16 protein-coding genes are annotated in these 18,190 nt (G+C 45.1%); 7 read left to right on the top strand and 9 right to left on the bottom strand.

Going from position 1 to position 18,190, the window contains the following annotated elements; genetic code table 11:
* Positions 1-46: 46 nt before the first annotated feature.
* Entirely contained in the window at positions 47-1,372 is a 1,326-nt protein-coding gene (locus tag ACEN82_RS24960) for a D-alanyl-D-alanine carboxypeptidase (protein WP_413322975.1), read from the top strand.
* 119 nt (positions 1,373-1,491) lie between these two features.
* Here ACEN82_RS24960 and efp read toward each other — a convergent pair whose 3' ends face one another.
* The 6 genes from efp to ACEN82_RS24930 form a co-directional block, all read right to left on the bottom strand.
* On the bottom strand, positions 1,492-2,055 hold the full coding sequence (gene efp, locus ACEN82_RS24955) for an elongation factor P (protein WP_090532660.1): 564 nt from the start codon (positions 2,053-2,055) through the stop codon (positions 1,492-1,494).
* 221 nt (positions 2,056-2,276) lie between these two features.
* Positions 2,277-2,897, bottom strand: coding sequence for an ABC transporter ATP-binding protein (locus ACEN82_RS24950; protein ID WP_413322976.1), 621 nt, complete (start codon positions 2,895-2,897; stop codon positions 2,277-2,279).
* A 173-nt stretch (positions 2,898-3,070) separates the two neighbouring features.
* A complete protein-coding gene (lpxA, locus tag ACEN82_RS24945) occupies positions 3,071-3,856 on the bottom strand; it encodes an acyl-ACP--UDP-N-acetylglucosamine O-acyltransferase (RefSeq protein ID WP_090532656.1) in 786 nt (261 codons plus the stop codon).
* The gene (locus tag ACEN82_RS24940) at positions 3,853-5,259 is read right to left on the bottom strand and encodes a bifunctional UDP-3-O-[3-hydroxymyristoyl] N-acetylglucosamine deacetylase/3-hydroxyacyl-ACP dehydratase (protein WP_413322977.1); all 1,407 of its coding nucleotides are present in this window, start codon (positions 5,257-5,259) and stop codon (positions 3,853-3,855) included. The genes lpxA and ACEN82_RS24940 overlap by 4 nt, the downstream gene beginning before the upstream one ends.
* A 21-nt stretch (positions 5,260-5,280) precedes the next feature.
* Positions 5,281-6,330, bottom strand: coding sequence for a UDP-3-O-(3-hydroxymyristoyl)glucosamine N-acyltransferase (gene lpxD, locus ACEN82_RS24935; protein WP_413322978.1), 1,050 nt, complete (start codon positions 6,328-6,330; stop codon positions 5,281-5,283).
* A 390-nt stretch (positions 6,331-6,720) separates the two neighbouring features.
* The gene (locus ACEN82_RS24930; protein ID WP_413322979.1) at positions 6,721-7,953 is read right to left on the bottom strand and encodes an HD domain-containing protein; all 1,233 of its coding nucleotides are present in this window, start codon (positions 7,951-7,953) and stop codon (positions 6,721-6,723) included.
* 297 nt (positions 7,954-8,250) lie between these two features.
* Between ACEN82_RS24930 and porX the strand changes: the two genes are divergently transcribed.
* Complete coding sequence (gene porX, locus ACEN82_RS24925) at positions 8,251-9,804, top strand: T9SS response regulator signal transducer PorX (RefSeq protein ID WP_090532650.1); 1,554 nt, start codon at positions 8,251-8,253, stop codon at positions 9,802-9,804.
* A gap of 135 nt (positions 9,805-9,939) precedes the next feature.
* Here porX and ACEN82_RS24920 read toward each other — a convergent pair whose 3' ends face one another.
* From ACEN82_RS24920 to ACEN82_RS24910, 3 genes are all read right to left on the bottom strand, one after another.
* On the bottom strand, positions 9,940-10,707 hold the full coding sequence (locus ACEN82_RS24920; RefSeq protein WP_413322980.1) for an exodeoxyribonuclease III: 768 nt from the start codon (positions 10,705-10,707) through the stop codon (positions 9,940-9,942).
* A gap of 186 nt (positions 10,708-10,893) precedes the next feature.
* Positions 10,894-11,604 (bottom strand): peptidylprolyl isomerase, encoded by a 711-nt coding sequence (locus ACEN82_RS24915; protein WP_495644033.1) that lies wholly within the window; start codon positions 11,602-11,604, stop codon positions 10,894-10,896.
* 254 nt (positions 11,605-11,858) lie between these two features.
* Positions 11,859-12,209: a hypothetical protein gene (locus ACEN82_RS24910; RefSeq protein WP_274985886.1), complete on the bottom strand. Its 351-nt coding sequence runs from the start codon at positions 12,207-12,209 to the stop codon at positions 11,859-11,861.
* 291 nt (positions 12,210-12,500) lie between these two features.
* On the opposite strand from ACEN82_RS24910, the gene ACEN82_RS24905 reads away from it, so the two are divergent.
* From ACEN82_RS24905 to ACEN82_RS24885, 5 genes are all read left to right on the top strand, one after another.
* Positions 12,501-12,824 (top strand): hypothetical protein, encoded by a 324-nt coding sequence (locus ACEN82_RS24905; RefSeq protein WP_413321069.1) that lies wholly within the window; start codon positions 12,501-12,503, stop codon positions 12,822-12,824.
* Positions 12,825-12,897: 73 nt separating this feature from the next.
* Complete coding sequence (locus tag ACEN82_RS24900) at positions 12,898-15,219, top strand: TonB-dependent receptor (protein ID WP_413321070.1); 2,322 nt, start codon at positions 12,898-12,900, stop codon at positions 15,217-15,219.
* Positions 15,220-15,693: 474 nt separating this feature from the next.
* Positions 15,694-16,110, top strand: coding sequence for a tRNA (adenosine(37)-N6)-threonylcarbamoyltransferase complex ATPase subunit type 1 TsaE (tsaE, locus tag ACEN82_RS24895; RefSeq protein WP_413321071.1), 417 nt, complete (start codon positions 15,694-15,696; stop codon positions 16,108-16,110).
* Positions 16,111-16,163: 53 nt separating this feature from the next.
* The gene (locus ACEN82_RS24890; RefSeq protein ID WP_090532635.1) at positions 16,164-17,390 is read left to right on the top strand and encodes an alanine dehydrogenase; all 1,227 of its coding nucleotides are present in this window, start codon (positions 16,164-16,166) and stop codon (positions 17,388-17,390) included.
* Positions 17,391-17,399: 9 nt separating this feature from the next.
* Positions 17,400-18,083: a M15 family metallopeptidase gene (locus ACEN82_RS24885; protein WP_413321072.1), complete on the top strand. Its 684-nt coding sequence runs from the start codon at positions 17,400-17,402 to the stop codon at positions 18,081-18,083.
* Positions 18,084-18,190 lie beyond the last annotated feature (107 nt).

Below are 18,190 nucleotides of genomic sequence, written 5' to 3'. Positions count from 1 at the left end.
GGTATATTAAATTTACGAGATTTATTTGTTAAAAAATTATTTTATTATGCGAAAGTCAACAATTTCATTTCTGTTAATTGTTTGTGTTTTATCCCTTTGTCGTGATATTGTTTATGCCCGTTCCATAAAAAAACGAAAGGTTAAAAAGCTGTTTAAGCATTCGCAGATTGTTAATGATCATTTTACCGGTTTCGCCCTTTATGATTTGGACGAGCATAAAATGATATATGAATTAAACGCCGATAAATACTTTACACCGGCATCCAATACCAAGCTTTTTACTTTTTATACCTGTTTGAAAATGCTTGGCGATTCTATCCCGGCGTTGCGTTATCAAACCCGCGGCGATTCGGTGATATTTTGGGGTACCGGCGACCCTTCTTTTCTGCACAGTGATTTGAAAGGGGTAAACGGGCTTAACTTTTTGAAGAGCAGCAGTAAGCACCTTTTTTATTCGCCCGGTAACTATACCGGTGAGTTTTTTGGTGGAGGATGGGGCTGGGACGATTACAATGATTATTACCAGGCCGAAATAACCGCCATGCCTATTGAAGATAACGTTGCCAAGCTTTACGCAGATAATGACGGTAACATGCAGGTAAAGCCGCAATATCTAAAACGGTTTTTAAATGCCGATATTAATTATCGCCCGGCACAGTTTAAAGTTAAGCGCGATTTTATCAGCAATAACTTTGTGTACCCTGCCGGGGAGATCCCCAAAAACTATAAACAGGAAATCCCATGGAAAACAAGCCTGCAATTGACCATGGCCCTGCTGCAGGATACACTCAAAAAGCAGGTATCCTTATTGCAGGAACCAATGGCTGCCGATGCGCGGGTTATTTATAATACCAATGCCGATTCCGTTTACCGGCGGATGCTGCAGCCGAGCGATAATTTTATTGCCGAACAATTGCTGCTGGTGTGCTCGTCGGTAAAGTTTAATACCCTCAGTACCGATTCGGTGATCAATTACTCCAAAGCACATTTTTTGAATGACTTGCCCGATGTGCCGCAATGGGTTGATGGCTCGGGATTGTCGCGGTATAATTTGTTTACCCCCAGAGACCTTGTAGCCCTGCTGCTCAAAATTCAGGACGAGGTGAAAGATGAAAACCTGTTACATAGCATGATGCCGGTAGGCGGCGTAGCAGGTACAATTAAAAGCGCCTATAAAACCGATAACGGGCAGCCTTTTGTTTGGGCAAAAACCGGGTCGTTAAGCAATAACCATAACCAAAGCGGGTACATAGTTACCCGTAAAGGCAAACGCCTGGCTTTTGCATTCATGAACAATAATTTTACCCGGTCAACCCGTGAAATAAGAGATGAGATGGTGAGGATCATGACGTATATACATGATAAGTTTTAGTACCCCAAGACGCCTTGAAACAAGTTAGAGATAAGAGGGGCTAAAACCAGGAAGAGGTTTCGTTTTCACGAAACCTCTTCCTGGTTTATATCTGTTCCTACCCTTTAAGGGCCGGTGGATTAACCTTTTACACGCTCAACGTAAGCGCCGGTAGCGGTATCCACTTTAACTTTATCGCCAATGTTGATGAACAACGGTACACGGATCTCTGCGCCGGTTTCAACGGTGGCATTTTTCAAAGCACCGCTTGAGGTATCACCTTTAACCGCTGGCTCAGTGTAAGTGATTTCCAGCTCTGCAGAGCCTGGGATAGAACCCATGATGGGCTCGTCGCTTTCGAAGGCAACAATTACGTTCATGCCTTCTTTCAAAAATTTAACCGCCGGGCCAAATAATGCCTTTGGTACGTTATGCTGATCATATGTGGTGTTGTCCATTACTACTAATGAATCACCTTCATCATACAGGTATTGATAATCATTGGTTTCAACGCGGGCTATGTCAACCTCTTCATCGGTACGGAAACGGTATTCAACCAGTTTACCTGATTTAACGTTGCGCATACGGGCCTGGTAAAACGCGCGTAAGTTGCCCGGGGTACGGTGTAAAAACTCCTCAACCTGAACTAATTCGCCGTTGAAGCGAAGTACATTTCCATTTTTAACATCTGATGCCTTAGCCATAAAATAATATTGAGGCGCAAACTTAGGAATTTGATTTGAGATTTGAGATGTTAGATTTGAGATTTTCTACTCTGCAGCCACATTTAAAGGGTTATGTATAAAATAGATATGAGATGTTAGATATAAGATTTGAGACTAAGCGAGTCGGATATCCGCTGTGTAGATTATCCAAACAACCTAACGAATTGGAAATCTCAAATCTTATATCTAACGTCTCAAATCTACACTTTGTAATCCACAATACTCAACCTGTGCGTACAGAAGCCGTACTCGTGCTCCTGGTTGGAGCATACTATAGTAAGGCGACCGGCGGCAAATTGCTGCACAAGGTTTAAATACCAGTCAACACCCTGGGTATCCAGGTTGGAAGTTGGCTCATCCAACATAAGCATGGGGGTATCGGCACAAAAAGCAAGAGCAAGCTTAAGGCGCTGTTTCATTCCCGACGAAAAGTATTTAATAAGCTTGTTGGCACTTTTAGGCAGGTTAAGCAGCGCGATAACCGTTTCTTTATCTATACCCGGTTTAAAGCTTTTGAATTTGAAATGAAAATCGATCATCTCGCTCATGGTAAACTCTTCTATCAGCTCAAGATAGGGAGCAGCCAGGCTTAAATGAGTAAAAACGGTATCTATTTCAACCGGCTTACCTTCGTTAGCAAATTCAATTTTACCTGTAGATGGCGAAAGGCTCCCGTTCAAAACCTGCAGTAAGGTTGATTTCCCGGAACCGTTGGGGCCAAGGATAGCGTATGATTCGCCGGAAGTAAAGGTATAATCCACTCCCCTGAAAATCCAGTCGCGGTTAAAGCGGCGGCCGATGTTTTGGAGGGTGATGGTCATAGAGAGCTTATAGTTTATGGTTCATAGTTCATAGCCGAAGAACCTGATTTGTAGCTTATGGTTGATGGTTCATAGTTCATTGCCGGAGAACCTGATTTGTAGCTTATGGTTGATGCAATACAGAATCAGACAAGCGTGCGGCTATGAACCATGAACTATAACCCATCAACCATTTAAGTATTCCCAAACCCTTTCATGATACCGCGTTGCGAGTTTTGGAGGAAGTTGATGATCTCATCGCGTTCTACACTAGGGGTAAACTCGGCCTCGATGATATCAAGCGCTTTGGTTACATTATATTTTTTGAGGAATATGATCCGGTAGATCTCCTGGATTTCGGCTATTGTAGCAGCCGAAAAACCCCTGCGGCGCAAGCCTACAGAGTTGATACCTACATATGACAGCGGTTCGCGACCAGCCTTGGTAAACGGGGGAACGTCTTTACGTACCAATGAGCCGCCCGAGATCATGCTATGCGCGCCAATTTCAACAAACTGGTGCACGGCAGATGAGCCGCCGATGAAAGCGTAATCATAAACCGTAATGTGGCCTGCCAATTGCACGGCGTTGGCAACAATTACGTTATCGCCGATAACACAATCATGCGCTACGTGTACATAAGCCATCAGCAGGCAGTTGCTGCCAATGGTAGTGGTGTTTTTATCAAGGGCGGTACCACGGTTAAGGGTAACACACTCACGAATGGTTGTGTTATCACCTATGGTTACGGTGCTTTGCTCCCCTTTATATTTTAAATCCTGTGGTGGGGCGGATACTACCGCGCCGGGGAAGATCCGGCAATTTTTACCTATGCGGGCGCCATCCATAATTACGGAGTTGGAGCCGATCCAGGTACCCTCGCCAATTTCAACATCCTTATGGATGGTAACGAATGGTTCAATTACCACGTTATCGGCAATTTTGGCCTGTGGATGTATGTATGCTAATGGCTGGATCATGCTTCAGATTCTTTTACTTTTACAATTTGAGCCATCAGTTCGGCCTCAACAACAACACGGTCGCCCACCATGCCTATACCCTTCATGGTAGCTATGCCGCGGCGGATGGGGGCAATCAGGTCGCAAATATAAATAATGGTATCGCCGGGAACTACTTTGCTTTTAAAGCGGGCGTTCTCGATTTTCAGGAACAGGGTAAGGTAGTTTTGCGGATCGGGAACCGTGTTTAACACCAGGATGCCGCCTGTTTGCACCATACCCTCAATTTGTAATACACCGGGGAAGATTGGCGCGCCGGGGAAATGGCCTTTAAAAAACTCCTCGTTAATGGTTACGTTTTTGCACCCTACAACGTGGCTTTTAGTAAGCTCCAGGATCTTGTCGATCATCAGGAAAGGCTGGCGGTGGGGCAGCATGCCCATAATTTCCACCGTATCAAAAACCGGTTTGGCGTTAAGGTCGTAAGTTTTTACCTGCTTACGGCTTTTTTCCTTTTTGATGAGCGCTTTGATCTTTTTAGCAAAGGCAACGTTAGCCGCATGGCCTGGTCTTGCGGCCATGATGTGCCCTTTAAGCGGTACGCCAACCAGCGCCAAATCGCCTATCATATCCAACAGCTTGTGGCGTGCCGGCTCATTTTGATGGCGAAGTTCAATATTATTTAAAATGCCCTGCGGGGCAACATTGATATCCTTGCGGTTAAACAGCTTGGCCAGGTGATCAAGTTCTTCCTGGTCAACATCTTTATCAACAACCACGATGGCATTGTTCAGATCGCCGCCTTTAATCAGGTCATGCTTTAGCAACATTTCCAGCTCGTGCAAAAAGCAGAAGGTACGGCATGAAGCAATTTCTTTTTTAAACTCGCCAATAGTTGAGATACTGGCATGCTGGCTGCCCAGCACCTGCGAGTTATAATCGACCATACAGGTAAAACGGTAATCATCCAAAGGCATGGCAACCATTTCAACCTTACGCTCAGGTTCAGAGTAGTGAATGTTATAGGGAATATGATAGTATTCGCGGTCGGCATCCTGTTCAACCAGCCCAACTTCGGTTATTACGTCAACAAACTGTATTGAGCTGCCATCCATAATGGGAGTTTCGGGGCCATCAAGATCAATCAGCAGGTTATCAACTTCAAGTCCAACCAAAGCGGCCAGCACGTGCTCAACAGTATTTACTGTAGCACCGTTCTGGCTTATAGATGTTCCGCGTGAGGTATCACTTACGTTATCAACATCGGCATCAATAATTGGCGCACCGGGAATATCAACCCTCCTGAATTTATAACCGTGGTTTTCAGGGGCGGGATTAAAGGTCATTGTAACGCTTTGTCCGGTGTGCAAGCCTGTTCCTGATACCGAAACCGGCGCTTTAATAGTTCTTTGTTTAACGTTCATATTTAAATTTACCGGCTAAGGCTATTCGCTTGCCTTGCCTTTACGTAGTTCTTCAATCAATTTTTCAAGCTCGTACACCTTGCGGTCAAGCTCCGGCAGCTTTCGCAGCTTGGCGTGGGCACGAAGGTAATCTTTATATGGCATATATGGTGTGCCGCCCCATACCTTACCTTCTTCGGTAATAGAGCCATTTATACCTGTCTGGGCCGAAAACTGCGATCCGTTAGCGATATTGAGATGACCGGCAAAACCAACCTGGCCGCCAATTACAACCCTTTCGCCAATTTTGGTACTGCCCGAAATGCCCGACTGTGCTGCAATTACAGTATGCGCACCAATTTCCACATTGTGGGCTATCTGGATCAGGTTGTCAATTTTCGCACCTTTGCGCACTATGGTCGAACCCATGGTTGCCCTGTCGATAGTAGTATTTGAACCCACTTCAACCTCGTCTTCCAATATTACGTTACCAATCTGTGCAATTTTGGTGTAAGTACCATCGGGGTTAGGGGCAAAGCCAAAGCCATCGCTGCCTATTACCGCTCCTGAATGCACTATCACATTGTTGCCGATAACGCAATCAAAGTAAACCGTAGCCCCTGCAAACAGCGTTACATTATTGCCAAGGGTTACATTATCGCCAATATTAACGTTGGGATAGATCTTGCAATTATCGCCGATGCTCACATTTTGGCCGATATAAGCAAACGCGCCGATATAAACGCCCGCCCCTACCTGTGCTGTGGGATGGATAAAGCTTGGCTGTTCAATTCCTTTTTTATCAAGCCTGAAAGTGTTGTACTTATCAAGCAGGACAGTGAACGCGCTGTAAGCGTTTTCAACCCTGATCAGTGTAGCTTTTACGGGCTCCGTTAACTGCTGATCATTATTAACAATAACAATGGAGGCGTTGGTAGTATACAGAAAATGCTCATACTTAGGGTTGGCCAAAAAAGAAAGGCTGCCGGCCCCGGCTTCCTCTATCTTGGCAAGCTGGCTAACAGTTGCTGAAGGATCGCCTTCTACAGTTCCGTTGAGCAGTAAACTTATGTCATGAGCGGTAAATTGCATCGGGCAAATTTAAATGTTAAAATTGAAGCAACAAATTATTAATGAGTTATGAACTCGCGTTAAAAAGTTTTGACTGTCAACGCGTTTTATTTTTCATCATTTCTTCATTTGTTGCAAGTGTATATCAGTTTCGTTTTGCTATTTGTTAAAATCCAAAGTACGACGCCATTGTTTTATCGCTCTCTTAAATAGGGGCGTTGCCTGCGGCCGGGCTTTCCACTACAATTCCTAACGCGGCCAGTGCACATTTCCGGCATTTATCCATAATGCCTTTTTATGCAGAGACGCATAATTGCGTATCCTTTAGGACAGATCGCTTTGCCAATCCCGAACTGCCGTAACCTGCATGCGGGAGACGCAATTATGCGTCTCTACAGCGAAAACCGCCTGTTAATTCAACAACTCCTTATTATAACAAAGGATATACTTTTTCACAGTTTTAGCCAAAGCCACCAGGTTTGAGTTATCGCTGGCTTCAGCGATATCTTTTACATCCCCATTCTTCATCAGTATCCCGATGTTGCCATCGTTTTGGTTATAAGCATTATTGCGGATAGATGTGGTAAACACAAAGTAGGCTGCAGCATCTTCATAACTAACGCCATACTTTTCCATCGCCTTTTGGCGGAGGCTTTCAACAAAAGCTTCATCGGGGCATTCGTTGGTAATATCAACCCTGAAAAGGTTACGCTGCACCAGGTTTTTGCAGAGATGGGAAAGTACCTGGTCGGGATGATATGCCCACACTTTTACCGATGCCATAATATCGGTATCATCCAAACAGGCAAAAGTTTCCAGGTGATGGTCCTCGTTCATGAAAGCATCACGGCTAATGCGGTTCTTTAAAAAATGCAGCAGGGCTGGGGTGGCAAACAATTCCTTACCCTGCGAAATCAGTTCGCGGCCGCGCCTAAAGATCTTGGTTAACACCTCCTCGCCCGCTATTACTGTTTTATGCAGATAAACCTGCCAGTACATGAGGCGGCGGGCAATTAAAAATTTTTCTATCGAGTAAATGCCCTTTTCATCAACAACTACGTGGTCATCTTTAACATTGAGCATCTTAATGATCCGTTCTGAACTGATCACCCCTTCGGATACACCGGTGAAGAAACTGTCGCGGTTAAGGTAATCCAGCCTGTCCATATCCAGTTGGCTGGATACCAACAGGTGCAGGAACTTACGCGGGTAGGTATCATTAAAAATATTGATAGCCATGGTAAGCTTGCCCTCAAACCGGGCATTAAGCTTACTCATCAGCATTGATGAAATATCCTCGTGTGCGATCCCGTCGATAATGGTGTTTTCCAAAGCGTGTGAAAAAGGCCCGTGACCAATATCATGCAATAATATGGCAATGGTAACCGCCTCCTCCTCTTCGGCAGAAATTTGATGGCCCTTGTTTCGGAGGGTTTCAAGCGCTGTATCCATCAGGTACATGGCGCCCAAAGCGTGATGAAAACGGGTGTGCAATGCTCCGGGGTATACCAGGTGGGTCATGCCCAGCTGTTTAATATAACGCAGCCGCTGAAAGTATGGATGGGATATAAGGTCAAAGATCAGTTCGGTAGGGATACTGATAAAGCCATAAACCGGGTCGTTAATTATTTTCTTTTTATTCAATGCCGCTTTAATAATTGCAAAAATGTAAAACAAAGGTAAAATAAGCGCGACAGGTTTGTTAAATTTTGTTAATACCTTTACTGTGTAACAACAAAAGCATCCATTTGGGGTTTACTGTCTGAATCAGAATTGTCTGAACCAAACTGTCAGAATCAGAATTCACAGAATTTTAGGATTTGCAGAATGCAAGGACTTAGATTACGATATTTGAATTAGTGTTTGACCTTGTACTGAATCATTCTGCTAATTTTCAAATTCTGAAAATTCTGATTCAGACGACTATTTAATATACATACTATGCAAGACACCACCATTTTATGGGCCGATGACGAAATTGACCTGTTAAGACCACATATACTTTTCCTGGGCGAAAAGGGCTACAAAGTAACCACGGTTACCAATGGCTACGACGCCGTCGACTCTTTTAAGAACAATTATTTCGACCTGGTTTTCCTTGACGAAAATATGCCCGGCCTTACCGGCCTGGAAACGCTTCAGCAGATCAAGAACATCAACAATGATGTGCCCATTGTGCTGATCACAAAAAATGAAGAAGAGTACCTGATGGAAGATGCCATCGGCTCAAAGATAGACGACTACCTGATTAAGCCGGTACACCCTAAGCAAATCCTGCTTACTATAAAAAAACTGACCGAAAATAAACGCCTCGTTACCGAAAAAACCACCATGGCCTACCAGATGGATTTCCGTACACTCGGCATGACGCTTAACGAAAACCTGAGCCATCAGGAATGGGTTGATGTTTACAAGAAGCTGATCTACTGGGAGCTTGAGCTGGAAAAGCTGGAAGATGCAGGCATGCACGAGATCCTGACACTGCAAAAAGCCGAAGCAAACATGCAGTTTTGCAAGTTTGTGGAGCGCAACTACCTTAACTGGATCAAAAACCCGGATTTGGCACCAACTTCATCGCCCCAGTTATTTAAAAAGAAGGTATTCCCAAAGCTGGATGGCAAAGGCCCCTTGTTTTTTATTTTGATAGATAATCTGCGTTACGATCAGTTTAAGATCATTAACCCTATTATTTCCGAATATTTCAGGCTGGAGGAAGAGGATACTTATTATAGTATCCTGCCAACAGCTACACAATATGCCCGTAATTCCATTTTTTCGGGGCTGATGCCTTTGGATATGGAGCGCCGCTATCCATCTATGTGGCAAAACGACGAGGATGAAGGCGGCAAGAACTTGTACGAAGCAGACTTTTTAGCCGATCACCTGAAGCGCGTGTTGCGAAAAGACTGTAAACACTCTTACCACAAGATCCTGAATATTGACGAAGGCCGGGCGCTGAACGAGTCGGTGAATAACCTCATGAATAACGAGCTTAATGTAGTGGTATACAACTTTGTGGATATGCTTTCGCACGCCCGTACAGATATGCAGATGATCCGCGAGCTGGCAAGTGACGATGCCGCTTACCGTTCATTAACCTTATCGTGGTTTGAACACTCGCCGTTGTTTGACCTGTTAAAATTTTTAGCTCAAAAACAGGTACGTGTAGTGATCACTACCGATCACGGTACCATCCGCGTAAAAAACCCAAGCAAAATTGTGGGCGACAGGAATACCAACACCAACCTGCGTTATAAACAAGGCAAAAACCTGAACTATAATGCCAAAGAGGTTTTTCATATCCGTAACCCGCATGATGCCATGCTGCCAAGGCTGCACATCAGCTCAAGCTTTGTGTTTGCCAAGGAAGACAGCTATTTCGTGTACCCGAACAACTATAACCACTTTGTGAATTTTTATAACGAAACCTTCCAGCACGGAGGGATCTCGTTAGAAGAAATGATAGTGCCGGTGGTTACTTACGGGCCAAAGTAAGCCCATTAATGTCATTGCGAGCGTAGCGCGGCAATCGCACGGAAGCATATGCGCCCTGTATAGCTACGCGATTGCCGCGCTACGCTCGCAATGACAATTTCTTAAAGTCTCCCCTTCAGGGGAGATTTAGAGGGGTTAAAACTCCAATTCCAGCAACACCGGGCAATGGTCAGAGTGCTTTGCCTCGGGCAATATAGCCGCGCGGCGGATCTTATCTTCAAGCGGGGTACTGGCCATGGCATAATCAATACGCCAGCCTAAGTTTTTACCGCGTGATCCGGCACGGAAACTCCACCAGGTGTAGTTATGCGGTTCTTTGTTCAGGTGGCGGAAGGTATCTATAAACCCTCCCTCAATAAAGTTCTCCATCCATTCACGTTCCTCCGGTAAAAAGCCCGATGAGTTGGCGTTTGATTTTGGATTGTGAATATCAATAGGGCGGTGACAAATGTTATAGTCGCCGCAAACCACCAGGTTAGGGTGCTCTACTTTAAGCAGGGTAAGGTACTTGCCAAACTCATCCAGAAAACGGTATTTAAAAATCTGCCGGTCATCACCGCTTGAGCCCGATGGGAAATAAACGCTCATCACCGAAACCTCATCAAAGTCAACCCGGATGCAGCGCCCCTCACGGTCAAAATCAGGAATGCCGCAGCCGTATTCAATATGGTTGGGCAAAATTTTTGTGAAAATAGCCGTGCCGCTATAGCCCTTCTTTTCTGCCGGGAACCAGTAATGCTGATAACCCATCTGGTCAACCAAACCAAGGTCGGTGAGCACATCGGGCGTTGCTTTAATTTCCTGCAAACAAACTACATCTGCATCAGTAGCCTGCAGCCAGGCAAGCCAACCCTTGTTTATTGCCGAACGGATACCATTAACGTTATATGTAATTATTTTCATTTGGGATTTCGGATGTTCGATTTCGGATTTGATTACTAAACTATAACAAAATTGTCGTTCCTTCTGCCGCGGGGTTTCACCCCGTGGTGTACCATGGTTTCAGCTTTCAGCTGAATTTGTGTAAGCTGAAAGCTTACATTGTGCCAACCACGGGTTACGCTATCGCTAAACCCGCGGCAGTTTGGTTTATTTCTTCTCCGGAAAAAGAATGGCATCCAGCTGCTTACATTCTTTTTTGCTTAGCAACTCAACGGTCATAGGCACATCGACATTGGGGCGATCATTACCATCCTTTTTTACGGCAGCAATCCTGTCTACCATATCAATCCCCGAAACAACTTCGCCAAAAACGGTATAATTTTGATCAAGGTGTGGCGAACCGCCGACTGATTTATACCATTCCCGCTGCCATGCCGGGATCTTGCGGCCTTTAAGCCGGGTATTTTCCAGTGTATCCAGTTTGCCGTCGGTAAAGCGTTTGCCTTCCACAATATAAAACTGGCAGCCGCTTGATTCTTTTTTAGGGTTATCATCCCGCGCGGCAGCAAGTACACCGCGTTTATGAAACAGGCTATCGCGAAATTCGGCGGGGATGGTATAGCCCACTTCGCCGTTACCCAGCTCGGCGCCTGGTTTGGCTTTTACCGGGTCTTTTGAATCCGGGTCGCCCCCCTGGATCATGAAATTCTGGATCACGCGGTGAAACAGCGTACCATTATAAAATCCCTTTTTGGTTAGTTTGATAAAGTTATCGCGGTGCAATGGCGTTTCATTATACAGGCGAAGGATACAATCGCCATAAACCGTATGGATCCGCACATACTGATTTTTAGGTGGCCCGGCAAACGCGGCTGTAAGGGTTAATAAAAGAATGCTTAAGGTAAAAAATTTCTTCATAGACCGTTGATTTTTTTTATTGATGAAGATAGATTAATTGTTCCGAATGTTCTAATTCCCTCCCTGGGGAGGGGTGCGGCCGGCAAGTGTGATGGCAGGGAGGGGTTTATACGCGATGCCAATTAACAAGAATGAGAAACCCCTCCCTGCCCCCTCCCAGGGGAGGGAATCGCGCAATCCCTTGCTTAAAAGCCATTTACAAACACATTAACCCGTCACCAACCACTCACCTAATCAACCCAATAAACCACTCGCTACTCAGTCCCCTCCATCTCCTCAAAGTAATTTACAATGAGCGATTTCATCATCATTTCCTGTTCAAGCAGGGTATAGTTCGGGATTACTTTTACGCGTTTCCAATGCGGCCAGCCATCCTGGTCAAGGCCTTCCAGCTCGTAAAAGCCCATCATGCTCATTAAGCGACAGGTGGCAATATGCATCAGCTCTTCCTTTTGGCGCTTGCTGAACTTACGCGGCCCCTGGCCCAGCTCCTGTACCCCGATCAAAAAAAGCATCACCTTTATATCGGGCTTTTCGTTATCAAAATCCTCAGCTATCCGCTGCTGAAGCGCATCCCATTTTTTATTGATCTCGGCAGGTGTCATATTTGGCAAAGATAGATTAGTTCATGGTTCATAGTTGATGGTTCATAGTAAAAATCTGGCAAATGGCTTTTTCCTAACAAACGGCAAAGCCATGACCTATCATTTTATGTTTGTTCATGGTTCATAGATGATAGTTCATAGTAAAATGTGCAATGTGGCCTTTTTCTATCAAACACTAAACCATGAACCATCATCTATGAACTATAAACACCACATTATTGTTACAATGTTGCATTAATATTCTCGTTTTAATACTTATTTTTGCCGTATTCCGTTAAAGGGATGTTGACTGTGAAAAAAAAACGCTTACATATTGTATTTGCGTGGCTGCTGCTTGTTTGCTTTGCGGCCGGGCAATATATGGTTTATTCGCACCAGCACGCCCTGATCAAGGGAATTACCAAACACAGCCATATGGCCGTTGGTCAGCAAACTGTTAAAGAAAAATGTTTGCTGTGCGATGCCATGCACCATACCGATGCTGTGGCCGTTAGCAACAGTTCATTTTTTATCCCTCTTGTAACTTCTGATCATTTTTTTAAACCCGGCGATTACAATTTTGTAAGCCTTGCGCTTATCCTTGCCGCCGGCCGCGCCCCTCCGGTTATTGCTTAAGGTTACCTTACGCTTTCTTCAAAACATAGCCGTTGATTATAACGGTATTTATTGATTTTCTTAATCTTTTATCATGAAATTAAAGCTTATAAGCTTCATTATATTGCTGTTGGTGCAGGTTTCTGCATTTGCAGATGTTATTATTGTTAAAGGCCGTGTGGTCGACGCGCAATCAAAACAAACCTTACCGGGTGCTGTGATCACTATACCCGAATTAAAAATATCCGCCATCACCGATCCTAATGGCGAGTTTTCCTTTAAATCATTACCCAACAGGGGCAGGTTCCTGTTCTCGATAGAATATGTGGGGTATAAATCCCTTACCAAAATAGTTGATCTTTCGGCCGGCACTCCGCTGGTTTTTGAATTGCAGTCGAGCATTATCGAAACCCACGAAGTGGTTATTACCGGTACGGCTATCAGCGCTAATAATAAACAGAACAGCACATCAGTATCAGCTGTGGGGCGCGATGGCTTGTTAAGGCAGTCAACCAACCTCATCGATGCGCTTGCACACCAGGTGCCGGGCATGTCGCAGATCACTACCGGTCCTTCTATTTCCAAACCAGTTATCCGCGGCTTAAGCTATAATCGTGTAGTTACTTTGAGCGACGGGGTTAAACAACAAGGCCAGCAATGGGGCGATGAGCACGGCATTGAGGTTGATCAATACAGCTCGGACAGAGTAGAGGTGCTTCGCGGGGCTGCTTCACTGCTATACGGATCGGACGCGCTGGGCGGTGTTATTAACCTGCTTGAGCCACTTACCCCGCCCGACGGGCAGATCAAAGGTGAGTTTTTAACCAACTACTCCACCAACAACGGCTTAACCGGAACTTCACTGATGCTTACCGGTAACGAAAACGGACTGGTATGGCGTGCCCGCGGCAGCTACAAAAATGCCTACTCCTTTAAAACGCCAGACTACTATTTCCCTAACTCCGGTTTTAATGAAACCGATCTGAGCGGTATGATCGGTCTTAACAAATCATGGGGTTACTCGCACATCAACCTTAGCTACTTTAAAAACAATATCGGTTTTTACGATCCGGAGCCTGCTAATGGCCTCAACTTTTTGCATGACGATGGCACACCATTTACGCAGGATGAATATAAAAGCCGTACGCTTGAATACCCTAAACAGGATATCCGCCATTATAAAATAAACTGGGATAACAACTTCATTACCGAAGGGGGCAACCTGAAAGTGAACCTCGGCTACCAGAAAAACCAGCGCCGCGAGCTCGACGGACCGGATCCTTCCCTGTTCTTTGATCTGAATACGTACTCGGGCGATGTAAAATATTATGTTACCGAAACAAATGGATGGCAGCCTGTTTTTGGCGCGAGTTCGGACATCGGCCATAGTTTAAACAAAGGCTCGGAGTTTTTGATACCTGCTTATGATACTTATGGCGTGGGCGCTTTCGCATACATCAAAAAAACCTGGGATAAAAACACCTTTAATGCCGGTATCAGGTATGATTATCGTAAAAACAAGGGCAAAGGCCTGGTTGAGGATGGCGAAACCAAGTTTACCCCTTTTACCAACAAATTTTCTAACATAAGCGGAGCGTTGGGTTATACCCATGAGTTTAATGACAATTTGAATTTCAAGGCCAACGCCGGCTCGGCTTTTCGTGCGCCAAACCCTGCCGAATTAGGATCAAACGGCGTACATGAAGGTACTTTTCGCTATGAAATAGGCAATCCTAACCTGGCACCCGAAAGAAGTTACCAGGTTGACGCTACCCTGCAATACGACGACAAAATTGTAAGTGCCAGTTTGGGGATCTATGAAAACTACATCCACAACTATATTTATGCATCGCACAAACAGGGGGATGTGGCGGAAGCTCCGAATGAAAGCGGAAGCCTAAGCCAGTTTGATGTATACCGTTACAACCAGGTTAATGCTAACCTGTATGGTGTTGAAGGTAACTTTACCCTGCACCCGGTAAGCTTCATCCATTTTGAAAATACCTTTGGTTATACTTATGCCCGAAACAACACGCTCGACAGGCCGCTGGCGTTCATCCCTGCCGGTACGCTGAAAAACACGCTGCGTTTTGAGCCAACTATTAAAGGGTTGAAACAATCATACATTTCGGTAGGTATTGATAATTTCTTTAACCAGTACCGTTATGATTCCGCTTTTGAAACCGGCACCAAAGGCTACACGCTATTAAATGCCGGCCTGGGCACAACGGTTAACTTTGGCAAACAGCCAGTTAAACTATATGTATCGGGAAATAACCTGGCCAACATCAAGTACTACGACGCGCTTAGCCGTCTCAAGCCCGGTCGTATAAGCTCGGAAGATCCGGAATTTGGTATTTATAACATGGGGCGCAATATTACCTTCGGTATTTATTTGCCATTATCCATCAATTAATCATTAATGATGTTTTCGTATAAAAAAGTCCTGCCATCCGGCGGGACTTTTTATTTTCCTGTAAGAGCGATAAGGTGCAAGGGGTTTTTTAAAGCATTGACAGCTAATTTATAATTTAGGGATTTTGAGTATTTTTGGGCAAATAAAAGGATGTCATGGTGAGTAATCACCGGGGGAGTCCCTGAAAAACCGTGATGGCGTATAAGATAGGCTTTAGCGATGATGTGCGTGGGCCGCGTTAGTGATAGTAGCGGATACCGGCCTTGCGGCTAATGCCTGTGCAGTATGAGCGGATAGCACGGGCCGCAGGCAACGCCCACATTACTATCGATCAAAAAAATATATTTAATAATCAATAATTTACGATCACGTCATTATATACAACAATCACACGCAGGCACAGCTGCTCTCTATAGTATGCGGTTGCCACGCTGCGCTCGCAAAATGACATGGTATAGAACAAAATTATAACACGTGCAACTATCTGTAAATTCAACATCTCAATTACCGCAGGCTGCCGAAGCCATCCTGGCCAACTCGGCAGGGAATAAAATTTTTCTTTTTTATGGCGAAATGGGGGCGGGCAAAACAACGCTCATCAAAGCTTTATGTGAAGAGCTTGGCGTAACAGAACAGCCAACCAGTCCGACGTTTTCAATTGTAAACGAATACACCGGGCGCGACAGCAGGATCTTTCATTTTGACTTCTATCGCCTTAAAAATCAAACAGAAGCATTGGATATGGGCTATGAGGAATATTTTTACAGCGATGCCTACTGCTTTATTGAGTGGCCCGAAAAAATTCCCGACCTGCTCCCGAGCCGTTACACCAACATCCGGATCCGGGTTTTGGATAGCGCCTCGCGCAGCATCAGCATGGAAAATATTTAGTTTTATCATACATCGTTTTTTCTTATCTTCAACAGCCTTAAAAAAAACACATCATGAGTTCAGGGATATATAGCGGGTTTTCGGATATTGCCAAGCAAGCAATGTTGCAGCCCCAGGAGTCGTTGCTGGAGGTAAAAAGCAAAAAAAACAAGCTATACATCGGCATTCCCAAAGAGGTTTCCTTCCAGGAAAACCGCGTGCCGTTGACCCCGCTGTCGGTAGCGCTGCTGGTTAATAACGGCCACGAGGTGATGCTGGAGAGTAATGCCGGGCAGGCCGCCAATTTTTCGGATAAGGATTACAGTGAGCAAGGCGCCCAGATAGTATATGATACCAAAAAGGTTTACGAGGCCGATATCATTATCAAAATAGCCCCTCCTACCACTCATGAAATTGAGCTGATGAAGCCCGGGCAGCTCCTGATCTCTACCCTGCAAATCGCTACGCTCAAGGCCGAAAGCATTCAGGCGCTGATGGCCAAAAAGATCACCGCGCTAAGTTTTGAGCATTTGCGTGATGAGGGCAATACCCTTACGGTGGTAAGGGCAATGAGCGAAATTGTGGGCGCTACTTCCATACTTATAGCAGCCGAATATTTAAGCAATGTTTTTGAGGGCAAAGGCCTGATGCTGGGCGGCATAACCGGCGTTCCGCCAACTGAAATTGTGATTCTTGGTGCCGGAACTGTGGGCGAATACGCGGCACGCACCGCCATATCATTGGGTGCCGAGGTTAAGGTATTCGATCCGTCGATATACAAACTCCGCCGCCTGCAAAACAATATTGGCAACCGCGTTTTTACATCGGTGGTGCAACCTATTGTATTGGAAAAAGCCATCACCACCTGCGATGTGGCCATAGGTGCGCTCCGTGCCGAAGATGGCCGCAGCCCTTGCATTATCTCTGAAGCTACTGTTAGCCGCATGAAACGCGACTCGGTGATCATTGATGTAAGTATTGACCAAGGCGGCTGTTTTGAAACATCCGAAGTTACCAATCATACCCACCCCGTTTTTCGCAAATATGATGTAATTCATTATTGTGTGCCTAACATCGCATCGCGTGTGGCCCGTACCGCTACCTATGCGCTCACCAATATTTTTGCACCAATACTGCTTGATATTGGCGATATGGGCGGCATCAAAAACCTCATCTGGCAAAAATCGGGGGTGCGTAACGCGGTTTATATCTACCAGGGCCAGCTTACCAATAAACACATTGGCGAGCGTTTCTCGATCCCCTGCAAAGACCTCGATTTGCTGATCGTATCGCACAGGTAAACAGCTAATATGAATCACCGGTATTTGATCTTGCTGATATTTGTAGCGTGTACTTTGCGCGTTAATGCGCAGCACTATAAATATATCGACAGTGCAAAAATTTATGGTATTGCCCGCTATAAACTACAGGTTAAAGCAAACCCGAATAAACAGCTGGTTGAAATAAAGAAATATATTCCAGAGATCATCTTAGATCTGCGCTATGCTACAACCAACAATTTCATGCATCGCCGCATGTATACAAGGGCCAAAGCTTATGCAAGGCTCCCGGTTGTAAAAGCGCTTCAGCAGGTTGAAGCCGAATTAAAAATGCAGGGACTCGGTATTAAAATTTATGATGCCTACCGGCCCTATTCGGTTACCGTTAATTTTTATGAAATGGCCCCCGATACCAACTTTGTAGCCGATCCGCGCAAAGGCTCAAAGCATAACCGTGGCTGCGCTATTGACCTTTCTCTTATCAACATTAAAACCGGCAAAGAACTGGATATGCCAACCGGCTTTGATAGCTTTAGCCGTAAGGCCGGGGCAAACTATATGGATTTACCGCCGCAGCAAATTACAAACCGCGAATTATTAAAAACGATAATGGCCAAATACGGCTTCAGGGTGATCTCAACCGAATGGTGGCATTATGACTTTATGGGCTGGGAAAAATATGAGCTGCTGGATATTCCGGTACAGGCCCTTTAAATATTTTAAGCCCATCCAAAACTCACAACTTTTATTTAAATAGCCCTACAAAAGGCATCAATATTGCTTAACCATTCACGAATAAGCATTAATCTACAAAACACAGG

Source organism: Mucilaginibacter sp. Mucisp73, assembly GCF_059491465.1.
This window is presented reverse-complemented; position numbering and strand designations above follow the sequence as displayed.

What these genes read in the sequence shown, in the direction of transcription:
- ACEN82_RS24960 (WP_413322975.1), top strand. Translation starts at nt 47, where the DNA reads ATGCGAAAGTCAACAATTTCATTTCTGTTAATTGTTTGTGTTTTATCC.
- efp (WP_090532660.1), bottom strand. Translation starts at nt 2,055, where the DNA reads ATGGCTAAGGCATCAGATGTTAAAAATGGAAATGTACTTCGCTTCAAC.
- ACEN82_RS24950 (WP_413322976.1), bottom strand. Translation starts at nt 2,897, where the DNA reads ATGACCATCACCCTCCAAAACATCGGCCGCCGCTTTAACCGCGACTGG.
- lpxA (WP_090532656.1), bottom strand. Translation starts at nt 3,856, where the DNA reads ATGATCCAGCCATTAGCATACATACATCCACAGGCCAAAATTGCCGAT.
- ACEN82_RS24940 (WP_413322977.1), bottom strand. Translation starts at nt 5,259, where the DNA reads ATGAACGTTAAACAAAGAACTATTAAAGCGCCGGTTTCGGTATCAGGA.
- lpxD (WP_413322978.1), bottom strand. Translation starts at nt 6,330, where the DNA reads ATGCAATTTACCGCTCATGACATAAGTTTACTGCTCAACGGAACTGTA.
- porX (WP_090532650.1), top strand. Translation starts at nt 8,251, where the DNA reads ATGCAAGACACCACCATTTTATGGGCCGATGACGAAATTGACCTGTTA.
- ACEN82_RS24920 (WP_413322980.1), bottom strand. Translation starts at nt 10,707, where the DNA reads ATGAAAATAATTACATATAACGTTAATGGTATCCGTTCGGCAATAAAC.
- ACEN82_RS24915 (WP_495644033.1), bottom strand. Translation starts at nt 11,604, where the DNA reads ATGAAGAAATTTTTTACCTTAAGCATTCTTTTATTAACCCTTACAGCC.
- ACEN82_RS24910 (WP_274985886.1), bottom strand. Translation starts at nt 12,209, where the DNA reads ATGACACCTGCCGAGATCAATAAAAAATGGGATGCGCTTCAGCAGCGG.
- ACEN82_RS24900 (WP_413321070.1), top strand. Translation starts at nt 12,898, where the DNA reads ATGAAATTAAAGCTTATAAGCTTCATTATATTGCTGTTGGTGCAGGTT.
- ACEN82_RS24890 (WP_090532635.1), top strand. Translation starts at nt 16,164, where the DNA reads ATGAGTTCAGGGATATATAGCGGGTTTTCGGATATTGCCAAGCAAGCA.
- ACEN82_RS24885 (WP_413321072.1), top strand. Translation starts at nt 17,400, where the DNA reads ATGAATCACCGGTATTTGATCTTGCTGATATTTGTAGCGTGTACTTTG.